This window comes from Staphylococcus sp. MSU001, from assembly GCF_052976705.1.
Genome location: NZ_JBRIKK010000004.1, coordinates 38,324 through 57,649, shown reverse-complemented (window position 1 = coordinate 57,649; position 19,326 = coordinate 38,324). Strand labels below are relative to the sequence as shown.

General features: G+C 32.4%; 18 protein-coding genes. 6 read left to right on the top strand and 12 right to left on the bottom strand.

Translation table 11 applies throughout. From position 1 onward, the window contains the following. Positions 1 to 166: 166 nt before the first annotated feature. On the bottom strand, positions 167 to 1,954 hold the full coding sequence (locus ACVBFA_RS02935) for a cation:proton antiporter (RefSeq protein ID WP_002490655.1): 1,788 nt from the start codon (positions 1,952 to 1,954) through the stop codon (positions 167 to 169). 347 nt (positions 1,955 to 2,301) lie between these two features. Between ACVBFA_RS02935 and ACVBFA_RS02930 the strand changes: the two genes are divergently transcribed. Then, positions 2,302 to 3,351 (top strand): YkvI family membrane protein, encoded by a 1,050-nt coding sequence (locus tag ACVBFA_RS02930; RefSeq protein ID WP_447158776.1) that lies wholly within the window; start codon positions 2,302 to 2,304, stop codon positions 3,349 to 3,351. 246 nt (positions 3,352 to 3,597) lie between these two features. Continuing rightward, positions 3,598 to 5,022: an aldehyde dehydrogenase gene (aldA, locus tag ACVBFA_RS02925; protein WP_164539701.1), complete on the top strand. Its 1,425-nt coding sequence runs from the start codon at positions 3,598 to 3,600 to the stop codon at positions 5,020 to 5,022. 70 nt (positions 5,023 to 5,092) lie between these two features. Here aldA and ACVBFA_RS02920 read toward each other — a convergent pair whose 3' ends face one another. Further along, a complete protein-coding gene (locus ACVBFA_RS02920) occupies positions 5,093 to 6,040 on the bottom strand; it encodes a metal ABC transporter solute-binding protein, Zn/Mn family (protein WP_002490656.1) in 948 nt (315 codons plus the stop codon). A gap of 166 nt (positions 6,041 to 6,206) precedes the next feature. Here ACVBFA_RS02920 and ACVBFA_RS02915 point away from each other — a divergent pair, with 166 nt between their 5' ends. Together ACVBFA_RS02915 and ACVBFA_RS02910 are read left to right on the top strand one after the other, a co-directional pair. Beyond that, positions 6,207 to 6,488, top strand: coding sequence for a GNAT family N-acetyltransferase (locus tag ACVBFA_RS02915; RefSeq protein WP_002484947.1), 282 nt, complete (start codon positions 6,207 to 6,209; stop codon positions 6,486 to 6,488). Positions 6,489 to 6,749: 261 nt separating this feature from the next. Then, a complete protein-coding gene (locus ACVBFA_RS02910; protein ID WP_126122258.1) occupies positions 6,750 to 7,547 on the top strand; it encodes a VOC family protein in 798 nt (265 codons plus the stop codon). 324 nt (positions 7,548 to 7,871) lie between these two features. On the opposite strand, the gene ACVBFA_RS02905 is transcribed toward ACVBFA_RS02910, so the two are convergent. The 3 genes from ACVBFA_RS02905 to ACVBFA_RS02895 all read right to left on the bottom strand — a co-directional run bounded on the left by ACVBFA_RS02905 (position 7,872) and on the right by ACVBFA_RS02895 (position 10,913). Then, the gene (locus ACVBFA_RS02905) at positions 7,872 to 8,177 is read right to left on the bottom strand and encodes a TM2 domain-containing protein (protein ID WP_002458205.1); all 306 of its coding nucleotides are present in this window, start codon (positions 8,175 to 8,177) and stop codon (positions 7,872 to 7,874) included. A 200-nt stretch (positions 8,178 to 8,377) separates the two neighbouring features. Then, positions 8,378 to 9,871: an aldehyde dehydrogenase family protein gene (locus ACVBFA_RS02900; RefSeq protein ID WP_126122259.1), complete on the bottom strand. Its 1,494-nt coding sequence runs from the start codon at positions 9,869 to 9,871 to the stop codon at positions 8,378 to 8,380. 379 nt (positions 9,872 to 10,250) lie between these two features. After that, positions 10,251 to 10,913, bottom strand: a complete 663-nt coding sequence (locus ACVBFA_RS02895; RefSeq protein ID WP_002447111.1) for an NAD(P)H-dependent oxidoreductase — start codon at positions 10,911 to 10,913, stop codon at positions 10,251 to 10,253. Positions 10,914 to 11,158: 245 nt separating this feature from the next. Here ACVBFA_RS02895 and ACVBFA_RS02890 point away from each other — a divergent pair, with 245 nt between their 5' ends. Then, positions 11,159 to 12,151 (top strand): D-lactate dehydrogenase, encoded by a 993-nt coding sequence (locus tag ACVBFA_RS02890; RefSeq protein WP_002447110.1) that lies wholly within the window; start codon positions 11,159 to 11,161, stop codon positions 12,149 to 12,151. Positions 12,152 to 12,335: 184 nt separating this feature from the next. Here the strand turns inward: ACVBFA_RS02890 and ACVBFA_RS02885 are convergent, their stop codons facing one another. After that, positions 12,336 to 13,145 carry a Cof-type HAD-IIB family hydrolase gene (locus tag ACVBFA_RS02885; RefSeq protein ID WP_002447109.1) on the bottom strand — a complete coding sequence of 270 codons (810 nt, stop codon included), beginning with the start codon at positions 13,143 to 13,145 and terminating at the stop codon, positions 12,336 to 12,338. Between the two features lie 343 nt (positions 13,146 to 13,488). Further along, positions 13,489 to 14,100: a class A sortase SrtA gene (gene srtA, locus ACVBFA_RS02880; protein WP_002447108.1), complete on the bottom strand. Its 612-nt coding sequence runs from the start codon at positions 14,098 to 14,100 to the stop codon at positions 13,489 to 13,491. A gap of 172 nt (positions 14,101 to 14,272) precedes the next feature. Between srtA and ACVBFA_RS02875 the strand changes: the two genes are divergently transcribed. Further along, the gene (locus tag ACVBFA_RS02875; protein ID WP_002475106.1) at positions 14,273 to 14,767 is read left to right on the top strand and encodes a GNAT family N-acetyltransferase; all 495 of its coding nucleotides are present in this window, start codon (positions 14,273 to 14,275) and stop codon (positions 14,765 to 14,767) included. 62 nt (positions 14,768 to 14,829) lie between these two features. Here ACVBFA_RS02875 and ACVBFA_RS02870 read toward each other — a convergent pair whose 3' ends face one another. The 5 genes from ACVBFA_RS02870 to ACVBFA_RS02850 all read right to left on the bottom strand — a co-directional run bounded on the left by ACVBFA_RS02870 (position 14,830) and on the right by ACVBFA_RS02850 (position 19,280). Continuing rightward, the gene (locus tag ACVBFA_RS02870) at positions 14,830 to 15,006 is read right to left on the bottom strand and encodes a hypothetical protein (protein WP_002447106.1); all 177 of its coding nucleotides are present in this window, start codon (positions 15,004 to 15,006) and stop codon (positions 14,830 to 14,832) included. A 197-nt stretch (positions 15,007 to 15,203) separates the two neighbouring features. Beyond that, positions 15,204 to 16,103 (bottom strand): L-serine ammonia-lyase, iron-sulfur-dependent, subunit alpha, encoded by a 900-nt coding sequence (sdaAA, locus tag ACVBFA_RS02865; protein WP_126122260.1) that lies wholly within the window; start codon positions 16,101 to 16,103, stop codon positions 15,204 to 15,206. A 12-nt stretch (positions 16,104 to 16,115) separates the two neighbouring features. Continuing rightward, positions 16,116 to 16,796, bottom strand: coding sequence for an L-serine ammonia-lyase, iron-sulfur-dependent subunit beta (gene sdaAB, locus ACVBFA_RS02860; RefSeq protein ID WP_002458212.1), 681 nt, complete (start codon positions 16,794 to 16,796; stop codon positions 16,116 to 16,118). Positions 16,797 to 16,798: 2 nt separating this feature from the next. After that, entirely contained in the window at positions 16,799 to 17,842 is a 1,044-nt protein-coding gene (locus tag ACVBFA_RS02855) for a PTS sugar transporter subunit IIC (protein WP_002490645.1), read from the bottom strand. A gap of 652 nt (positions 17,843 to 18,494) precedes the next feature. Beyond that, positions 18,495 to 19,280: a hypothetical protein gene (locus tag ACVBFA_RS02850; RefSeq protein WP_002490593.1), complete on the bottom strand. Its 786-nt coding sequence runs from the start codon at positions 19,278 to 19,280 to the stop codon at positions 18,495 to 18,497. Between the last annotated feature and the right edge of the window lie 46 nt (positions 19,281 to 19,326).

Below are 19,326 nucleotides of genomic sequence, written 5' to 3'. Positions count from 1 at the left end.
ACTTAAATTAAAAGCGCCCGTACATACACTCATGTACAGGCGCTTAATTCATGTGCTAAAGTATACTATGTTTTATTTTAAATTAATTAATGGTCACGTCATTGATTATCTTTTCATAAAACAAATTAATTTTTGAAGTATGGCTTTTTATAACTTACGCAACACATTAAGTTAAATAAGCATTTTTTAAAATACCATAAACACCTGTTTCATGTTCAGGTATATCTCTATTACTTCGTTTAAACGTCACTTCTTTATCCTCATTGATATGATAGATTAACATATCATTTTCCGTAATTTTTTCATAATCTTCTGCCGGTACTTCAACAATATTATGTTGTGTAATAAATTGATTAAACCAACGTGGGGTATGATTTTCATCAAATAATATATGATTTCTAATTGGACCATTTAAATTGTTTCGTGCTTGCTCATCATTAAAAGATACTGGCATCATATCTACATTATTCAAGCCAAATTCAGGTACCAATTCATTAAATGCTAAACTGTTAAAGATAAACGATTGTGTCATCAAAATACATTTATTATAGCGTAATAAATCAGAATAAATTCTATCATTACTAGATAAAAGATTACCTTTAAATACTTCGAACCCCGCTTCGTGGGCTTTTTCTGATGTGTTTTCAAATAAGTTGAACATCATGACGGGTATACCATGATCCCTTAGATTAATGCCGAGATGGAATGAAAATTCACTTTCTCCGACGATGATTACGCCAGGTGGCTCTGTACTTGCTACACCGAACAGTTTACTTAAAGGTGTAAAACCAAATCCATAAATGACTACAGTGATAAATACAAGACCAAAGGTTACTGGTGTAATATATTGAGCCATAGGAATTTTATCGTCCATAAATAAACTTGAGAAGAATTGTGCCACTGTTAAAACCACAATACCTCTAGGCGCCATTAGTGCTACTACTGCACGTTCCTTTTTAGTTATTTCAGTACCTAATGTTGAAAGAAGCACTGAAATTGGTCTTACTAATACAATCATAACCAAACTAAAGAGTATGAGCTGCCAAGATAACACATTGAGCAACACATCTTTAGTTAAAGAGGACGTAATTAAAATAAATACAGTACTCACAAGTATAGAAGATGCATTATCTATAAAGTGGTCTGATTCTTTAAAGATGAGATCATGACGTTTTTTACGCGCCATCATTAAGCCGAAAATTGTTACAGCTAGTAAGCCTGATTCTGATAATATCTCATCGCAGATACTAAATGTTAAAAGAATAAATACAAACTGAATGGGTGGCATTAAACTTTGAGGAATTTTATCTTGACCTATAAGCCAATTAAATAGAAAGGCTGCACCAAAACCTATTAAAATTGCAGCTAAGAGTTTCAAGATAAAGAGAATAATAACAACAAAGCCTATCCCTTCCTCAAAAATCTGGAATACATAAAATGCTGTGAGTGCAATAATAGGTCCAATAGGATCCAATATAATACTTTCCCATCTTAATACTGAATCGACATTTCTTTTTACTTTCGCTTGCTTTAATAAAGGTTGAATCACAGTTGGACCAGTGATTAAAAATAGACCCCCAATCACAAACGAAATGGATAAAGGGAAACTCATTGTTATATGTAAAGCAATCGCTCCTAAAATCCACGCAATCCCTGCACCTATAGTTATAATTCTTATAACAGCTTTAGAAATGCCTTTTAATTCTCTAAAATCTAGATTACTACTACCTTCAAATAAAATAATTGCTACAGCAAGAGATACAATTGAACTAAATGCCTCAGGTCCAAGTGCCTCTTTTGGATTTGCTAATCCAAAAATAGGTCCTACGAGTAAACCTACGATGGCCATGACAACAATCGACGGCCATTTTATTCTACTCGCTAACCATTGACTAAAAATGCCTAGTGCTAAGAACAATACAATCGTTAGCATCACGGGCAATTCCAATGACATATTAAACACCTTCTTTATTTCCAATTCGATTTATATACTTAATATTGACCTATACTACCAAAAATGATTTGCAATTGCATTATGATTTGCTTAAAGATAATGTAAACATTTAAATGAAATATATGGATTTAGGTTAGATGGTACTTGACTATACGCACTTATCTGCCATCTTATTTAATCATACCACACTTAAACGTACACCCTATTTATACAATAGTACATATGTGGCGAACTTTACTGTTTATTTTTTCGGTAAAATCATCTAAAATAGATTAATGTAATTTTTAAAATTTTTGTAAGAAAAATTAATCTAACTTGGATAGCACCTGAAGGGATTTGTTTATTAAATGAGCAATGTTAAAGAATCCATCATTGTTGCCTTCGCCTTTGTAGGCGTTGTAGTTGGAGCAGGATTTGCGACAGGTCAGGAAATTTTTCAATTCTTCACTAGTCATGGTATTTACAGTATTAGCGGTATTTTTATTACTGGACTTATCATAACTCTTGGAGGAATATTCGTATTAAATACTGGCTTTCGTCTTAGATCTCAAAACCACTCCGAATCTATTCGCTATTATCTACATCCAACAATAGCTAAATTATTTGATATTATACTTACAGTATTTTTATTTTCTCTAGCAATTATTATGACAGCCGGCGGTGCATCTACCATAAATGAAAGTTTTGGCTTACCTTTTTGGTTAAGTTCTTTCATTTTAGTGATACTTATTTTGTTAACATTATTTCTAAAGTTCGATCGTCTCATCGCTGTTTTAGGAGGGGTAACACCATTTCTTGTGGCAGTCGTAGTAATGATTGCAGTATATTACTTTATTACCGGTGATTTAAACTTTAATAACGCCAGTCAATATTCAAATCAAAATAAGTCGATTTCTCCTGGCTGGTGGTTTGACGCAATTAATTATGCTAGCTTACAAATTGCTGCTGCATTTAGCTTTTTAACTGTAATGGGCGGTAAGCTACGATATCAATCGTCCACAATTTATGGTGGACTTATCGGTGGTATTATTGTGACTTTACTATTACTTTTAATTAATTTTGGTCTTGTTACAGAATTTAATCAAATTAAAGAGGTAGCATTACCATCATTGCTACTTGCTAAGCAGATTTCTCCATCCATTGGTATTATCATGTCTGTCATTATGGTTTTAGTCATATACAATACAGTAGTAGGTTTAATGTACGCCTTTGCATCGCGCTTTAGTCGACCGTTTACGAAACGCTATTATATTCTTATAGTTATGATGGTGATAATAACATTTGCTTGTACTTTTGTGGGATTCATTTCTCTCATTGGTAAAGTATTCCCTATCATGGGACTTTTTGGTTTTATCTTATTAATTCCTGTGATATACAAAGGAATTTTACGAAAATAATAATCTTAGCCTAGGACAAATTGTCTTAGGCTTTTATATTGTCAATAAGGTAAAGAGTTAAACACATACTAACAACTTTTAATTCTATTAACACTTCCTGTGTAAATTAACGAATCTATTTAAACACTATTCACCTTCTTAATGGTTGCTCATTTTCTTGAAGTTCAGGAGAATTTTAATATAAAATAATGCAATTTAAATTTAAAACTGATTTTTCAGGGAATACTTCTAATGGAGGTGTTTAACATGACAAATCAATTATTTATTAACAATGAATTTATAGAAAGTCAGTCTAAAGAGACAATGGATGTCATTAATCCAGCTACTGGCGAGGCATTTGATACTATCACTCTTGCAACTGAAGAGGAAGTAAACGACGCAATTGAAAAATCGCAACAAGCACAACTTGAATGGGAGCGCGTACCTCAACCTACACGTGCAGAACATGTTAAATTACTTATACCTTTATTAGAAAAAAATCGCGATGAAATAGCTCAATTATACGTAAAAGAACAAGGTAAAACTTTATCGCAAGCTTATGGAGAAATTGACAAATCAATCTCATTTATCGATTATATGACAAGTCTGAGTATGTCAGATAAAGGACGTGTTCTACAAAATAGTATTGCAAATGAAACGATTCAAATTATCAACAAACCTATCGGAGTTACTGCTGGTATTGTGCCATGGAACGCACCGATACTTGTCCTTATGCGAAAAGTCATTCCAGCTATTGTAACTGGTTGTTCAGTAGTGATTAAACCTAGTGAAGAGACAACGTTACTCACTCTTCGATTAGCTGAATTATTCAGAGCATCAACTATACCAGCAGGTTTGATTCAAATTGTTCCTGGCACTGGAGAAACAGTAGGTACACAATTAGCTTCGCATAAAGACATTCAACTTATTTCTTTAACTGGAAGTATGAGAGCTGGTAAATCTGTTTACGAAAATGCTGCTCAAACTGTAAAGAAAGTAAATTTAGAATTAGGTGGAAATGCTCCAGTCATTGTCACATCAAATGCCGATTTAGATAAAGCAGTTGACTATATTGTGACAGCCCGTATAAATAATGCAGGTCAAGTTTGTACGTGCCCTGAACGTATCTTTGTGCATGAAGATGTTCACGATGACTTTTTAAATAAAGTAACTTCCAAAATGAAAAGCTTAAGTGTTGGAAATCCATTTGATGAAAACACCGATTATGGCGCAATTATTAACCAAAAACAACTTGATAGTATTCATGACAAGGTCCAAGATGCTATTAAAAATGGTGCAACATTGATGACTGGTGGACATCAATTAAAACGCCATGGTTTCTTCTACGCACCAACGGTATTAGATAACGTTAGAAAAGACGATAGCGTCTTTAAAGATGAAATTTTTGGTCCTGTTCTTGCGATAACAACATACCGTAATTTTGAACAAGTGATTGAAGACGCTAATGATACAAACGCTGGCTTATCTTCTTATATCTTCTCTGAAAATTTAACAGAAGTAATGACAGCAACCGAACGTCTAAAATTTGGTGAAGTATATGCAAATTGTGAGGCTGAAGAAGTCGTTAATGGCTATCACGCAGGTTGGCGTGAATCAGGCTTAGGTGGCGCTGACGGTATTCACGGTTTTGAAGAATACTATAATACCACAGTAAGTTATATCAGATACTAATATAATCATTATCATATAACTAACGGGATGGGTTTAACGTTTTATTTAGAACGTTAAACCCACCCCGTTTTTAATTATTGAGTGCGCGATTTAATACGTGAATGTTCTTTTTCATTAATGATTGGTATGAAATTGAATCATCATTTTGCTCCTCTTTAGTCAATACAGCTAAATTATGAAAACTTAATGGTTTCGTATCTGTTTCTTTCTTAATAACATCTGTAATTTTGGAGGTAATATTTTGTTCATATAAAACATAAGGCGCGTGTGAATGCTGTATATCTTTAACGATATTCAAAATCTCTTTTTGACTAGGTTCTTCATCATTCATACCTTTAACACCTTGTTGTTTAAAACCATAACGATGCGCTAAATATCCTAGCGAATCGTGTGATATCACAACTTGATCTCTTTTAGAATGCTTCGTTATTGATTGTAGCTGTTGATCAATATGCACAATATCTTTATTTACTATTTTATAATTTTTATTGTAATAAGCTTGATGTTTAGGGTCTTTCTCTATTAATTTCTCTTTAATCATGAAAGCGAATTTTTGATTTAGAACAGGATCTAACCAAACATGAGGATCTTGATTCGATTCTTCATGATGTGAATGATGCTCATGATCTTCATCATGGTCTTTAGAGTGAATAAAATCACTTTGTTTGAGTCCTTCGGCAAGCGCTAATTTCATGCTATTATTGGTCATCGAATTCGTAATCTTTGCAGCGACAGGATCTAATTGATGACTTGAATAGACAAACAGGTCACTTTTGGCAATATCAATCATATCTTTTTGTGTTGGTTCATATGAGTGTAAATCAGCACCAGCAGGATAGATTGATTGCGCGTCAACATATTTTCCACCAATCTGTTGTGTCAAACTTTGAAATGCGTATACAGTCGTGTATACTTTCATTTTATTCTTGTCATTAATACTTTCGCGTTTACGATGATCAAAGCTACTGCATCCGCTTAACATTAAAATGATGATTGACACTATAATTAATTTCTTCAATATAAGTGCTCCCTACTATGACCAATTTATACGCTTATCACTATATCCGTTACATTATAAAAAAGCAATAGTTATCAATATAAATGTAAACTGTAAACCAATTATGTTTGAAAACGTCAAAGCGTGATAAATATAACTATATACTATTTTAAAGGAGTGAACGTCGATGGCTGCAGAAATTAAACAAGGCGATCATAAATTCTATGTAGGTGATGACGAAAATAACCCAAAAGCTGTTATTACATTTAAAGAGGTTGATAACAATGAGATAGACATAGATCATACTGGAGTTTCTGATGAACTCGGTGGACAAGGTCTAGGTAAAAAATTAGTTAATCGTGTTGTTGAACATGCACGAGAAAACAATCTAAAAATTATCGCTTCTTGTCCATTCGCAAAAAACGTATTAGAAAAAGATGATCATGCACAAGATGTTTATTTAGGATAGTTTATGTGAATGTACTCATATCAATTTGAGATATACGTCGTTCGCTTATTTCACCGAAAATTTATAGCAGTTGACTAAATATGCAATACGTTTATCAAATGGGCACACATATAGTTAACTATGTAAGGGTAGGACTAATTTCAAAATAATTTAGTTCTACTCTTTTATTTAGATTTTATATTAGTTCAATATATTAGCTATTTTAGTATCTTTTAAGTATATTAATTATACTTATTTTAAAATTGAAAGGAACACGAAACGATGACAAATTTTCATTCTATAGATGCTACACAAGTAACAAACGTCACTTTAAATGTTAAAGATTTAAATAAATTAACTGATTTCTATTCTAATGTATTAGGTTTTTCTATTGAAAAACAAACGAATCAACAGACCGTATTCAACATCGGAAATCTTGGTTATACTTTAACTTTAAATGAACTCAACAGTGGTCGACAACCGGAATTTAGAGAAGCAGGTTTATTCCATGTTGCTTATCTTTTACCGACTCGTAGCGATTTAGCAGACTTCCTTTATCATGCTAACAATCACAACATCGCAATGGGTGGCGGAGATCACCTTGTCAGTGAAGCGCTATATTTCGCTGATCCTGAAGGTAATGGTATTGAAGTCTATCATGATCGTCCTTCAGAAGACTGGGTATGGCGAGACGGTTTTGTCAAAATGGATACATTGGAAGTTGGTGTCAATGATTTAATGGCTCAACGCTCAAACGAAGGTTGGCAAGGTTGGCCGGAAGAAGGAAAAATCGGCCATTTACATCTCAAAACCCACAATTTAGAATCAGCTTATGAATTTTATGTTGAAAAGCTAGGGTTCGAACATATATCTAATTTCCCACAAGCACTATTTATGTCTACTCAAAAGTATCATCATCATATAGCTACAAATACTTGGCAGTCAAATAAGATTAGAACTCAAAATGAACAAACTTATGGTTTATGTCACTTTGACATATATCAACCTAATGCAAATAGTAGTCATGTTACTTCACCTGAAGGCTTTGACATTACAATTCATGGTAACAAAACAAAATAACGATGATAACTTACCGTAGTTGATACACACCTTATTTTGAATAAGTTATCCAAGTTACCGACAACTTGCTTTGCCCTGGGAATTTTTCGGTGAAATTCTCTTTGTTGGAGCCTCGAACCTCAACTTTTCTAATCCATTGAATTCCAACATATACTTCGTCTTTATGGGGTTTGTTGAAAGTGTTTGATATAAGGTAGATGTAATTTCTAGTGTTTTGTCTATATATTAAGAAAACCTGAGACAAGATTGATGTGTACTATACCTCACAATGTTAGAATTTAGTCTAACTTTACGTTGCACTCAATGTCTCAGGTTTTTATAATTTTATTTATTTTTCATTAATTTTACTTCGCTTAATGCTTGCTGACGTATTCTTTCTTCATCTTCTCTAACCCAGTTTGGAATTAAAAAAGCATCAATAATAGCCCAAATTAATGTAGGAATTCCAAAAGTAAACCAAACAGTTAATAATGTTAAGACTAATAATCCAACTCCACTTCCTACTTTACCATGATAAAATCTATGTGCTCCAAATCCTCCTAAAAAGAACCAAAGTACATAAGATACAGCAGTAGATTTTCCACGATTCGTTACTTGTTGTTCAATATAACTCTTTTCTTCTAAATTCATAAAATCCCTCACAACATTTTCATATTTAAAATTATTGTACCATACAAAATATAAAAACAAATATTAATTTATTATTTTTCACCAGATAAATAAATTTTTGTGTAATACTCAAAAATATTTTCTGCTTTTAATTGAAGTAAAATTTCAACAAAAAACAGGATGCACGCATACGCATGCATCCTGTAAAGTGCCTCTTTTTATTAATATAAACCTTTAGTTTGGTTGCTTGTATCAATAAAGATATTTTTAACTTGTTGATAGTTTTTGATAGCATCTTTATATACTTCGCGCCCAATACCTGATTTTTTATATCCTCCGAATGGCGCACCTGCAGGAATTTGATTATAAGTGTTAATCCAAATACGACCTGTTCTCATAGCTTTAGCTACATTTAATGCACGATTTAAATTTGTAGTAAAGATACCTCCAGCTAAACCATACTCAGAATCATTTGCAATTTCGATAGCTTCTTGCTCATCATCGAATTTTTCAACTACTACAACTGGACCAAAGATTTCTTCTTGAGCAAGTTGATGTTTATTATCGTTAATCTCAATAATTGTAGGCTCAAAGAAGTAACCTTTGTCTAAGCCGTTGTCTGTGATTCGATGACCACCAGTTAAGATGTTAGCTTTGTCATCTTCTTCAGCAATTTTTATATAACTTTCAATTTTATCTAATTGTTCTGGTCCAGTTTGCGCACTCATTTTAGTATCTTCATCAAATGGATCGCCAACTTTAATATTTTCAAATACTTCTTTCAATTTTGGCAATAATTCATCGTAAATAGATGATTGTACTAATAATCTTGAACCTGCACTACATACTTCACCTTGGTTAAATAATATACCAAGTTGAACACCTTCAATCACTTGCTCTAAATTAGCGTCATCAAAGATAATATTAGCACTTTTACCACCTAATTCTAATGTTGTAGGAACGATACGTTCAGCACCTGCTTGTGCTACACCGTAACCCACGTCAGTAGAACCTGTAAATGATAATTTGTCTACACCTTCATGATGGAAAATAGCGTCTCCTGATTCAGACCCTTTACCAGTTAAGACATTAACTACTCCTTTAGGAAGAACTTCTTGGAAAATTTTAGCAAGTTCAATTAATGATAAAGGCGTAGATGATGATGGTTGAATTACTACTGTATTACCTGCTGCTAAAGCTGGTCCTAATTTCCATGATGCTAATAAAATTGGGAAGTTCCATGCTACTACTGCACCAACAACTCCAACAGGTTCATTAACAACTAAACTCATTGTATTTTGATCAATTTCATTAACTGAACCTTCGTCAGTTGTTAAAACGCTAGCAAAATACTTAAATTGATTGGCTGCTTGTGGTACATCAATTGTTGATGTTTCACGATAGGGTTTACCATTTTGCAGTGATTCAACTGTCGCTAAATGTTCAGTTTTCTCATGAATACGTCGACTAATTTCTAATAGATAATCTGCACGTTCTTCTTTAGAAATCTTACTCCAACTATCAAATGCATCATGAGCTGCCTGAACAGCTTTATCCACATCTTTTTTACCAGAGCGTGCAACTTTAGCTAAATCTTCACCATTAGCTGGATTAGAAACAGTTAATGTTTCCCCACTATCACTAGCTTGGAATTCATTGTTAATAAACAAGCCGTAACTTTCATCTATATAATTTCTTACGTTAATATTTGTCATTAAAACCCATCCTTTTTTAGTGATATTTGAAGTAATCGCTTATCCCTAATAAAATGTAAGCGTTTACTCAATGTAACACTTATTTTAACCTCTTTTGTAAATAATGCAAAATTATCTGTTTGCATCATCAATAAAAGTGACTATGTTTGTGTTGTACCCGCTTCGAGTTTTATTATTCAACGTATAAAAATTTTATTATATTCAACAAAAAAATCTGAGGCTTCAAGTAGAAATCTCAGGTTGTTTATATATTAATTATTGATAACTCACTCAATTTTAAATTCATATAATCGTACTTGATTAAAGTTCTCACTATCAGGAGTAAACTATAGTATTTAACATAAACCTATGCTATACCTTGTGGTTTCATAAAATTTCTTTATTCAATCCAACTAATGATGTCGTCTTCATTTTGTCTAACTTTGCCATGTTTAGGCTCTTGTGCTCTGTAACCAAAGCCTACCATAACTGAAATACCAAATTGTTCTGTATCTAAAACACCCTCATCAGAAAGAATTTCAGTCACTTTGTCTAAATCAAATCCTTCAATTGGACATGAGTCGATACCTAGTAATGCAGCACTTGTCATCATGTTTGCTAACGCAATATATGTTTGTTTACTCGCCCAATCATACAATGTTCGTTCATTATCGGCGATATGGAAACTTTCTTGGAAATCATCAAATTTATTTTCAACAGCTGGAATTGTACTTTCTTCATATTTTTTAACACCACGAAGTAAATGTTGCACGTATTCTGTATGAGCCGTCACATTCTTACGGGCAAAAATTAATACAAAGTGACTTGCTGTATCAAGTTGCTTTTGTGCTCCCCAACTATAGGCTTTCAATTTTTCTCTCAATTCTTTATTTTGAACCACTACAAAGTGCCAAGGTTCTAAACCTAGTGAACTTGGAGATAATCTACCTGTTTCTAAAATCGTATTAAAATCTTCATCACTAATTTTTTTCGCAGGGTCAAATTCTTTTGTCGCATGTCTAAAATGGAATGCATCAACAATCGTTTGATTCATTTGATTCACAATCATACCTTCCTCTCTTTACTTCTGTTGATACAAATTATATACGACTTCAAAGTGTAACTAAAGTAATTGATTTCTAATCTCTTCAGCTCACTTATATAGTTAGTATAATTTAGAAATTTAAAAGACCTATGAAATAACTTGTTTAGTGAATTAAATCACATATAATAAAAAAATCATAAGTACTGACTTGTGAATGTTTTTACTATTCATTAATTCTAAATTTTAGAAATGAGGTAATTTTAATGACAAAAATTATGTTTTTCGGTACAAGAGCATATGAAAAGGACATGGCATTACGTTGGGGAAAGGAAAATAATATCGATGTTACTACATCAACAGAACTTTTAAGTGTAGATACAGTCGATCAATTAAAAGATTATGACGGTGTGACAACAATGCAGTTCGGTAAATTAGAACCTGAAGTTTACCCTAAATTAGAGTCTTATGGTATTAAACAAATTGCACAACGTACGGCTGGATTTGATATGTATGACTTAGAACTTGCAAAAAAACATGGAATTATTATCTCGAATATACCTAGTTATTCACCTGAAACAATTGCTGAATATTCGGTATCTATCGCTCTGCAGCTCGTACGAAAATTCCCAACAATTGAAAAACGTGTGCAAGCACATAATTTCACGTGGGCGTCCCCTATTATGTCTCGTCCAGTAAAAAACATGACCGTAGCAATCATCGGTACAGGACGTATTGGTGCTGCAACAGGTAAAATCTATGCTGGTTTTGGTGCGAAAGTAGTTGGTTATGATGCATACCCTAATCATTCTTTATCTTTCTTAGAATATAAAGAAACAATAGAGGATGCAATTAAAGATGCTGATATTATCTCTTTACATGTACCCGCTAATAAAGATAGTTTTCATTTATTTGATAACAATATGTTTAAAAAAGTTAAAAAAGGTGCCGTTTTAGTTAATGCTGCAAGAGGAGCTGTGATTAACACGCCTGATTTAATTGAAGCAGTAAATAATGGTACATTATCAGGTGCTGCCATTGACACATATGAAAATGAAGCTAATTATTTCACCTTTGATTGGTCAAATCAAACGATTGATGACCCAATATTATTAGACCTAATTAGAAATGAAAATATTTTAGTTACACCTCATATTGCCTTTTTCTCTGATGAAGCAGTACAAAATTTAGTCGAGGGTGGTTTGAATGCTGCATTATCAGTAATTAATACTGGCACATGTGATACGCGATTAAACTAATACGAATAAATTCAGTAATCACTGTAATCAAGATATTATTTATCATTATTTCGATTTACTTACCCTATATCATTACATTATCACTTGGTATTAATGTGAATAAAATAAAAAACATTTTACTTTTCTAATAAAAAAATGGTTAAGCGTCTGTACATGTTAATGTTTCAGACATTTAACCATTTTATTATTTATTAGAATAACCGAGAACAACATTTTCGATTGTTGATAGTACGCCTTGTTCATCATTGGAAGGTGCCACATGACTCGCTATATTAAATAATGATTGATCTTCACTATTAGCCATGACATAACTATGTTCGGCGAGTTCCAACATATCTTTATCGTTATTTGCATCTCCAAATGCCATTAAATGTGAAGCAGACATTTGCCATTCTTTTAATAATCTAGACAAAGCTTGACCCTTAGTCATATTTGGCATAATAACATCTATACTATCTCTTCCACTTGATACTAGTTTAATATCATCTTTAAACTTAAGAGCTAATTTCTCATCTAAGTCTGGATGAGTTTGACGATTAATATTGAAAGCAATTTTTACATAATCATCGTCAGGTAATGTTTGTAAGGAGTCAATCTCTATGAGTTGGTGATAATATGTACGTGCATCTTGCTTAAATGCTTCGCTTGTCTCTTTTAAAATATATGCACTTTTTACGCCACAAATAATCAAATTGTTTATCTTTTGATTCAAATTTAAATAATTTACAACTTTTTGAAAAATATACTGATCAAAACTTCGATAATTATAAAGTTGATTCCCTTTATAGATGACTGCTCCATTTTCAGATATAAAGAACATTTCCCTATCTCCAAAAATTGATTTTAGCTTTGCAAATTGATTCCCACTCGCAGCTATAAATTTGATATTTTTATCTATTAATTCTTTAAAAATAGTTTCAAAACGATTTCTATCAAACTGTTTATTTGAGTCAAGAAATGTTCCATCCATATCTACCGCAATGGCTTTAATCATCGTTAAGCCCCCTATCTATAGATTAAAATTCATAATCATTATATAGCTGTTGGATTTGGGATTGAAGCAATATCAAATATAGTGAAAACATATTCATATATTGAAATTGTTTTCAACATAAAAAATAATTACCTTTGTCATTCACACTATCGCTTAATATATAAGATAAATCTCTTATTTTCATTTATATAACTTGAATCGACATATTAAAAAGAGCCAAGGACAATCACTTTGTCCTTAACTCTCTAATCAATAAGTTATTAAAATTCATTTTAACAAAGCTTCTTCTCGAAGCAGAACATAATTCATACAGTTTATTACGTATCTTTCACTTATAAGAATATTAGTTAATTTGTGTAGCTATGAATATTTTCCTTGTTTCCCAAACACCCGTTTCTTCATTATAGTCATCACAAGTAATTAATGTTAATTGATTTTTCTTATTAGGATGTTCGTCTAATACCTTAACCTCTGTAGGTTTAACATCACGTATTTTAGTTATTTTATACTTTCTAGTTTGATTTCCAGTTTTAAAATACACTTTACTACCGATTTTTGCTGATTTTAAATTTGTAAATTGATAGTGCGGACGATCAGTAAACGTATGACCAGCAATTGAAATGTTCTGTTGATTAAGAGATTCGTCACCTTCTGCAAAACTTACACCTCTATTGAGTTGTTCTGGCGTTGCTGGACCAGGGTATACAGGTTCTTTTATTTGCGCATCTGGAACTTCTATATAACCAGCCATTTTAGATTTATCGGAAGGTATCTTTGGCGTCGATTTAGATGTCTTTGTCTGTTCTTTTTCCTTTTTATCATAATTTTCAATTTTATGATCGTTATCTTTTTCATGAAGATAATTATCGATATATGGCTTTGAGAATAAATAAATAGCTAAAATGATTAACAATACGCCTATTAAGGTGATTAATCTATTCATCCACTGCTTCATTTATGTTACTCCTTTATATTTATTTCGCAAATTATATAATTTTAGTTTAGTATAGCATTAAATTAAAAATTCAACATTACATGATGTGATATCTGAACTAGATGAGAATGCCTGAAGATGATGCATTGTCTATTGAATAAAAATAATAATTTTAAAGATTTGAGGGATTGAGATGATTAGATTTGCACGACTAGAGGATCTTCAAGATATTTTGACAATTTATAATGATGCTATCCTTAATACAACAGCTGTTTATACGTATAAGCCACAACAATTAGATGAACGTCTTCAATGGTATCAATCTAAAGCAAAAATAAACGAACCTATATGGGTTTATGAAAAAGAAGGGAAAGTGGTTGGTTTTGCCACTTATGGTTCCTTTAGACAATGGCCGGCCTATTTATATACTATTGAACATTCAATATATGTTCATCAACAGTACAGAGGACTAGGTATCGCTTCTCAATTATTAGAGAATTTAATTCATTACGCTAAAGAACAAGGTTATCGCACCATTGTTGCCGGGATTGATGCATCGAACATGGACAGTATCGCATTACATAAGAAGTTTGACTTCTCACATGCAGGTACAATTAAAAATGTAGGTTATAAGTTTAATCGATGGCTCGATTTATCATTTTATCAATATGATTTATCCGATTCATAAGAAAGTGTGGAGTTATTATTAAATAAGTTAATCCAAAAAGATACGCTTTATTTTTTATTTCTTCAGTCTTCTTTTTTATCTTCAATAACAAAACGAATGTAATAGAATATAAAAACAATTATCATGCTCAATGATAATGATTTAAATAGCAAGTTGGGCCATGTTCCCTCGATGGTCCATAAATAAGTTATCGTCGTGTTAATGATGAATGCGATGAAGATCAAAAATAATCTCAGCATTTCATCAACCCCTTTTTAGCTATTTTATGTTGTTGTCAGAAAATTTGCAATATATAAAACGCCTATAATCATATGATTAAAGGCGTTCTTAATATAAGAACTTTATCTTTTATAATTTTTTCTTTATTTTTAACATCTTTTACTACTAAAAATGCTCAAGCTTTATAATTTATAAAGCCTGAGCATTTAAATATTAATTATTTATTTTTAACCATGTTGTCTGCTTCGCCGAATATTTTACGTTTGATTTCTTCGCCAGTAGGTGTACCTGCTAAACCACCTAAACCTGTTTCTCTTAATGATGCAGGTAAATTACGACCCACTCTATCCATAGCACCTATGACTTCATCTACTGGAATTTGACTTTCAACTCCAGCTAGTGCAAGGTCTGCAGATATTAATGCATTTCCTGAACCAATAGCATTACGCATTACACATGGAATTTCAACTAAACCAGCAACTGGATCGCAAACTAAGCCTAATAAGTTACTAATTGCCAATGCCATGGCATGTCCTGATTGTTCAGGTGACCCGTTAAAAATTGATACTGCAGCAGCTGCAGCCATTGCAGATGCCGAACCCACTTCGGCTTGACAACCACCAGTTGCACCGGCAACGCTCGCATTGTTTGCAACTACTCGCCCGAATAAAGCTGATGTGAATAGAAAATCTATCATTTGATCTTCAGTGATATTATGAGTTTTTTCTAATTTCAATATTACGCCGGGAATCGTTCCCGAGGAACCAGCTGTCGGAGTAGCACAAATAATACCCATTGCTGCATTAACTTCGTTCGTTGCAACTGCACCTTTGACTGCATCAATCATTTCATGACCTGATAATGCATGATTATTCTCGTTGTAATCTCGAAGTTTAGCAGCGTCATGTCCTGTATAACCTGTCACACTTTCTACACCGTCGCCAGTCGTACCTTTTTCAACCGCCTCACGCATAACGTTTAAGTTTTGTCTCATTAAATCACGCACTTCTTCGCGAGATTTACCTTCTCTTTCCATTTCATCATTAATCATCATATCAGCAAAACTGATGTTATTTTCAACTGAATAATCTATTGTCTCTCTAATTGAATCAAACATGTTAATCCCCCTCTATTTGATATAGGAAACGTTTAAATCACTATGTTTATCTTTAATAATATTTAATGCTGATTCTGAGATTGCTTTATTTAAAGGAAATACAACTAAACCTTCATTATCATTTGTTTTTATTAATTCTTCACCTAGGTCTAAGTTCATATCTGATAAATCATTAATAAGATGATTTATTTTAGCTTTATTCATATTTCCATCTATAACTAACATTGGAAGCCCATGATTCAGTTCCACATCTAAACCATTTACATTGATACCTTTTAGTTTGATTGTACCGCCACCAATAGAAATACCTATCACTTCTATATAACGTCCGTCTTTCGTATTTGCTTTGATATAAGCACAGTTAGGATGTTGACCAATACTTTCTCCTTCATCTTCAATAATATCAATTGTAATATTTTCATCTTTTGCTATGTCTAAGGATGATTTAATTCTACTATCGAAAGTGCTGTAGCCCATAGCACCTCCGACAATAGCAACGTCTGTACCATGCCCTTGATGCGTTTTAGCAAAAGATTCATAATAACGAATTTCTATATGCTTAGGCATATCTCCTAACACAGCTCTCGCTGAATTACCAATTTTTACTGCACCTGCTGTATGAGAACTTGAAGGTCCCATCATTACTGGTCCAATAATATCGAAAGCACTTTGATAATCATAGCTTTTAGCCATCATTAAACACTCTCCTTAACTTGGTTTTTTCTACGTGGTAACTTGAATCCGACATTCATCAAGTTAAATTTATTAATAATAGCACTAATAACGTACGCTAATATCACACTTGCAATTGCTACTGCGATAATTGTAATTGTAGATCTTACAGCATCGTTAAAGCCATAAAGTACAATAGCACCTGCTATAGGTGTTGCCATACCTTTAATATCAATAACTAGTCCACTGTATGTGACAATACAAGCATTTACAACACCAATAATGGCATTCGCACCAAACAGTTGTAGCGGATATTTGGCAATTAAGTCAATTTGAGTTAACGGCTCTACAAATACCGCGAAGGCATTACCTTTATTACCAATTTTTAATTTGCTAAATAAGATTCCATTAACAAAAGATGCTCCTGTACATGTTAACGCACCAATTGCCATTGGAATACCAGTTAAACCTAATAAGCTTGTAAGTACCATTGAGCTTAATGGCGTCATACCAGTTACAGGAATAACAAGTCCTAAAATGACTGCTAATGCATATGGGTTGTTATCACCTACTGAAGTGATTGCACTACCAATTTGTTTAAGTACTGCAATAACCCCTGGAGAAATTAAGTTTGCAAGACCAAATGTAACTGCTGGAGCCAATAAAATAACAACAATTAAATCTAGTCCCTCTGGAACTTTTTTCTCAACAAACTTGATTCCAAATGCAACAACATACGCTGCGATAAACGCAGGTAATAATTTTGAGTCATGTAATATTAAACCTACAATGACTGCAAATACTGGAGACACTTCTAACTTTAGACAAGTTAATATACCAACAGCTATACCACTTAAACTCCCTGCTAAATCACCAATTTCTTGGAAAAATTTAACATGGAATACGCCACCAATTGCGTAACTTAAGAACGCCTGTGGTAAAAACGTGGCACAAGCAGCCCCTGATAAAGCTTGTAAACCTTGTTTACCATATGGCGCAAAATTTAAGAAAAGCGTCATGATAATAAGAACGAGTACTAAAGTCCCTACTCCTAAAATAATATCCATTTCCCCAAAACCTTCTTTCTTTATTTTTAGGCCATAGTTATCGTACACCCTAAAGAAAGCGATTTCAACAATTTATTGAACACAATTAAGTCTATATTGTGAATTAATTCACAAAACCGTTTTAATAGTCTTTCTAAAACATTTATATACACGAATTTTATATTTTAAGATGGTTTCAAATTACTTTTTTTAGTTAATTGGTTTTATTTATCTACTTTAAATACTGTAAAAGTAAAATGTTAATCACAATAATTCAATATTTTGTCAATGCATAACTAAGATGACTCCATGTATTCTAACGCTAAAAGTCATATTTGTAAAAAATTAGTCACAATTAAAAAAGGAGCGGAACTGAATTCATCTAAGAATTTTATGTCCCGCTCTATCGCTCTTATTGACTGAGTTTATAAAAAACTTAATGAACCAAAAATTTCATTTCAATCAATGATTGCGAAAAGATTGAGAATCTACACGTAATTTTATGGTATAGATTCTAAGCAATATGAATGTTTATGTTAAATAATGTGTTTTAATGACTTAATATCAAATAAATGAAACGAATTTTATCATACTTTAACCTTCTTATAACTTACCTTTCGTACCTTTTATGGTGGTGCTCGACATCTCACTATCAAATGTTTTAAGTGTCCATTTAATCTTTTGTATGGCATTGCGAGTAAAAATAATATTGACTCAATGAATATTCTTGTCTCGCGAGATGTTCAGGTAATTGAAATATAAGTAAAAAAAGCTTTTGTATATGGAAAATAAGATCATTCAAAGACGGTATCATGAAGGTATTTGAGATTTCGAGATATTGGAAATCTCTATGCCATGCGTGGATGCTATATTGTAATGGATATAAATGGTCTTGCTGTTCGTGATAGTTTAAATCGACCTTTATGATATAGTTTGGTAGTTTTATTTCGAAAGAATTATTCTTTAGAGAAACAGGAACTTGGCATTTGGTAATTTCGTTGATTAATTTTTGTAATAGACAAATTAAAATATCATTGTCTTTGTCAGAGCTTTGAGGTGGTGTAATTTCTTTACGAATAGAATGCTGATCTAAGGGGAATTTGAGTTTTAAACAATGTAATTGAGGCCGTAACTTTAGACTTTTCATTCTAGAATAAGCACTCAAAATTAAATGTATTTGCTGACGTGAATAAAAATGCAGGAAACTTAATTGTTCATTATTAATTGGGGTCGGAATTTCATCCTTTAAATGAATATAACAATTGTCTACGCGATTCTTAGGCTTCATAATTTTACTTCCTCGCAATGTTTTTCGAAGTTGATGAATCGGTGGAATAGATATTTGATGCTCTTCAATTATCATTAATAAGTTATAATAATCTATTTCATTCAAGTAGGCAAACGTTCTTGGCGTAACATATTGTAACTTTTCATATAATTCTTGTTTTGAAATAAACATAGTATCATCCTCTCGATGCTTATATAGTCTTGAGTGCTCAAATCTT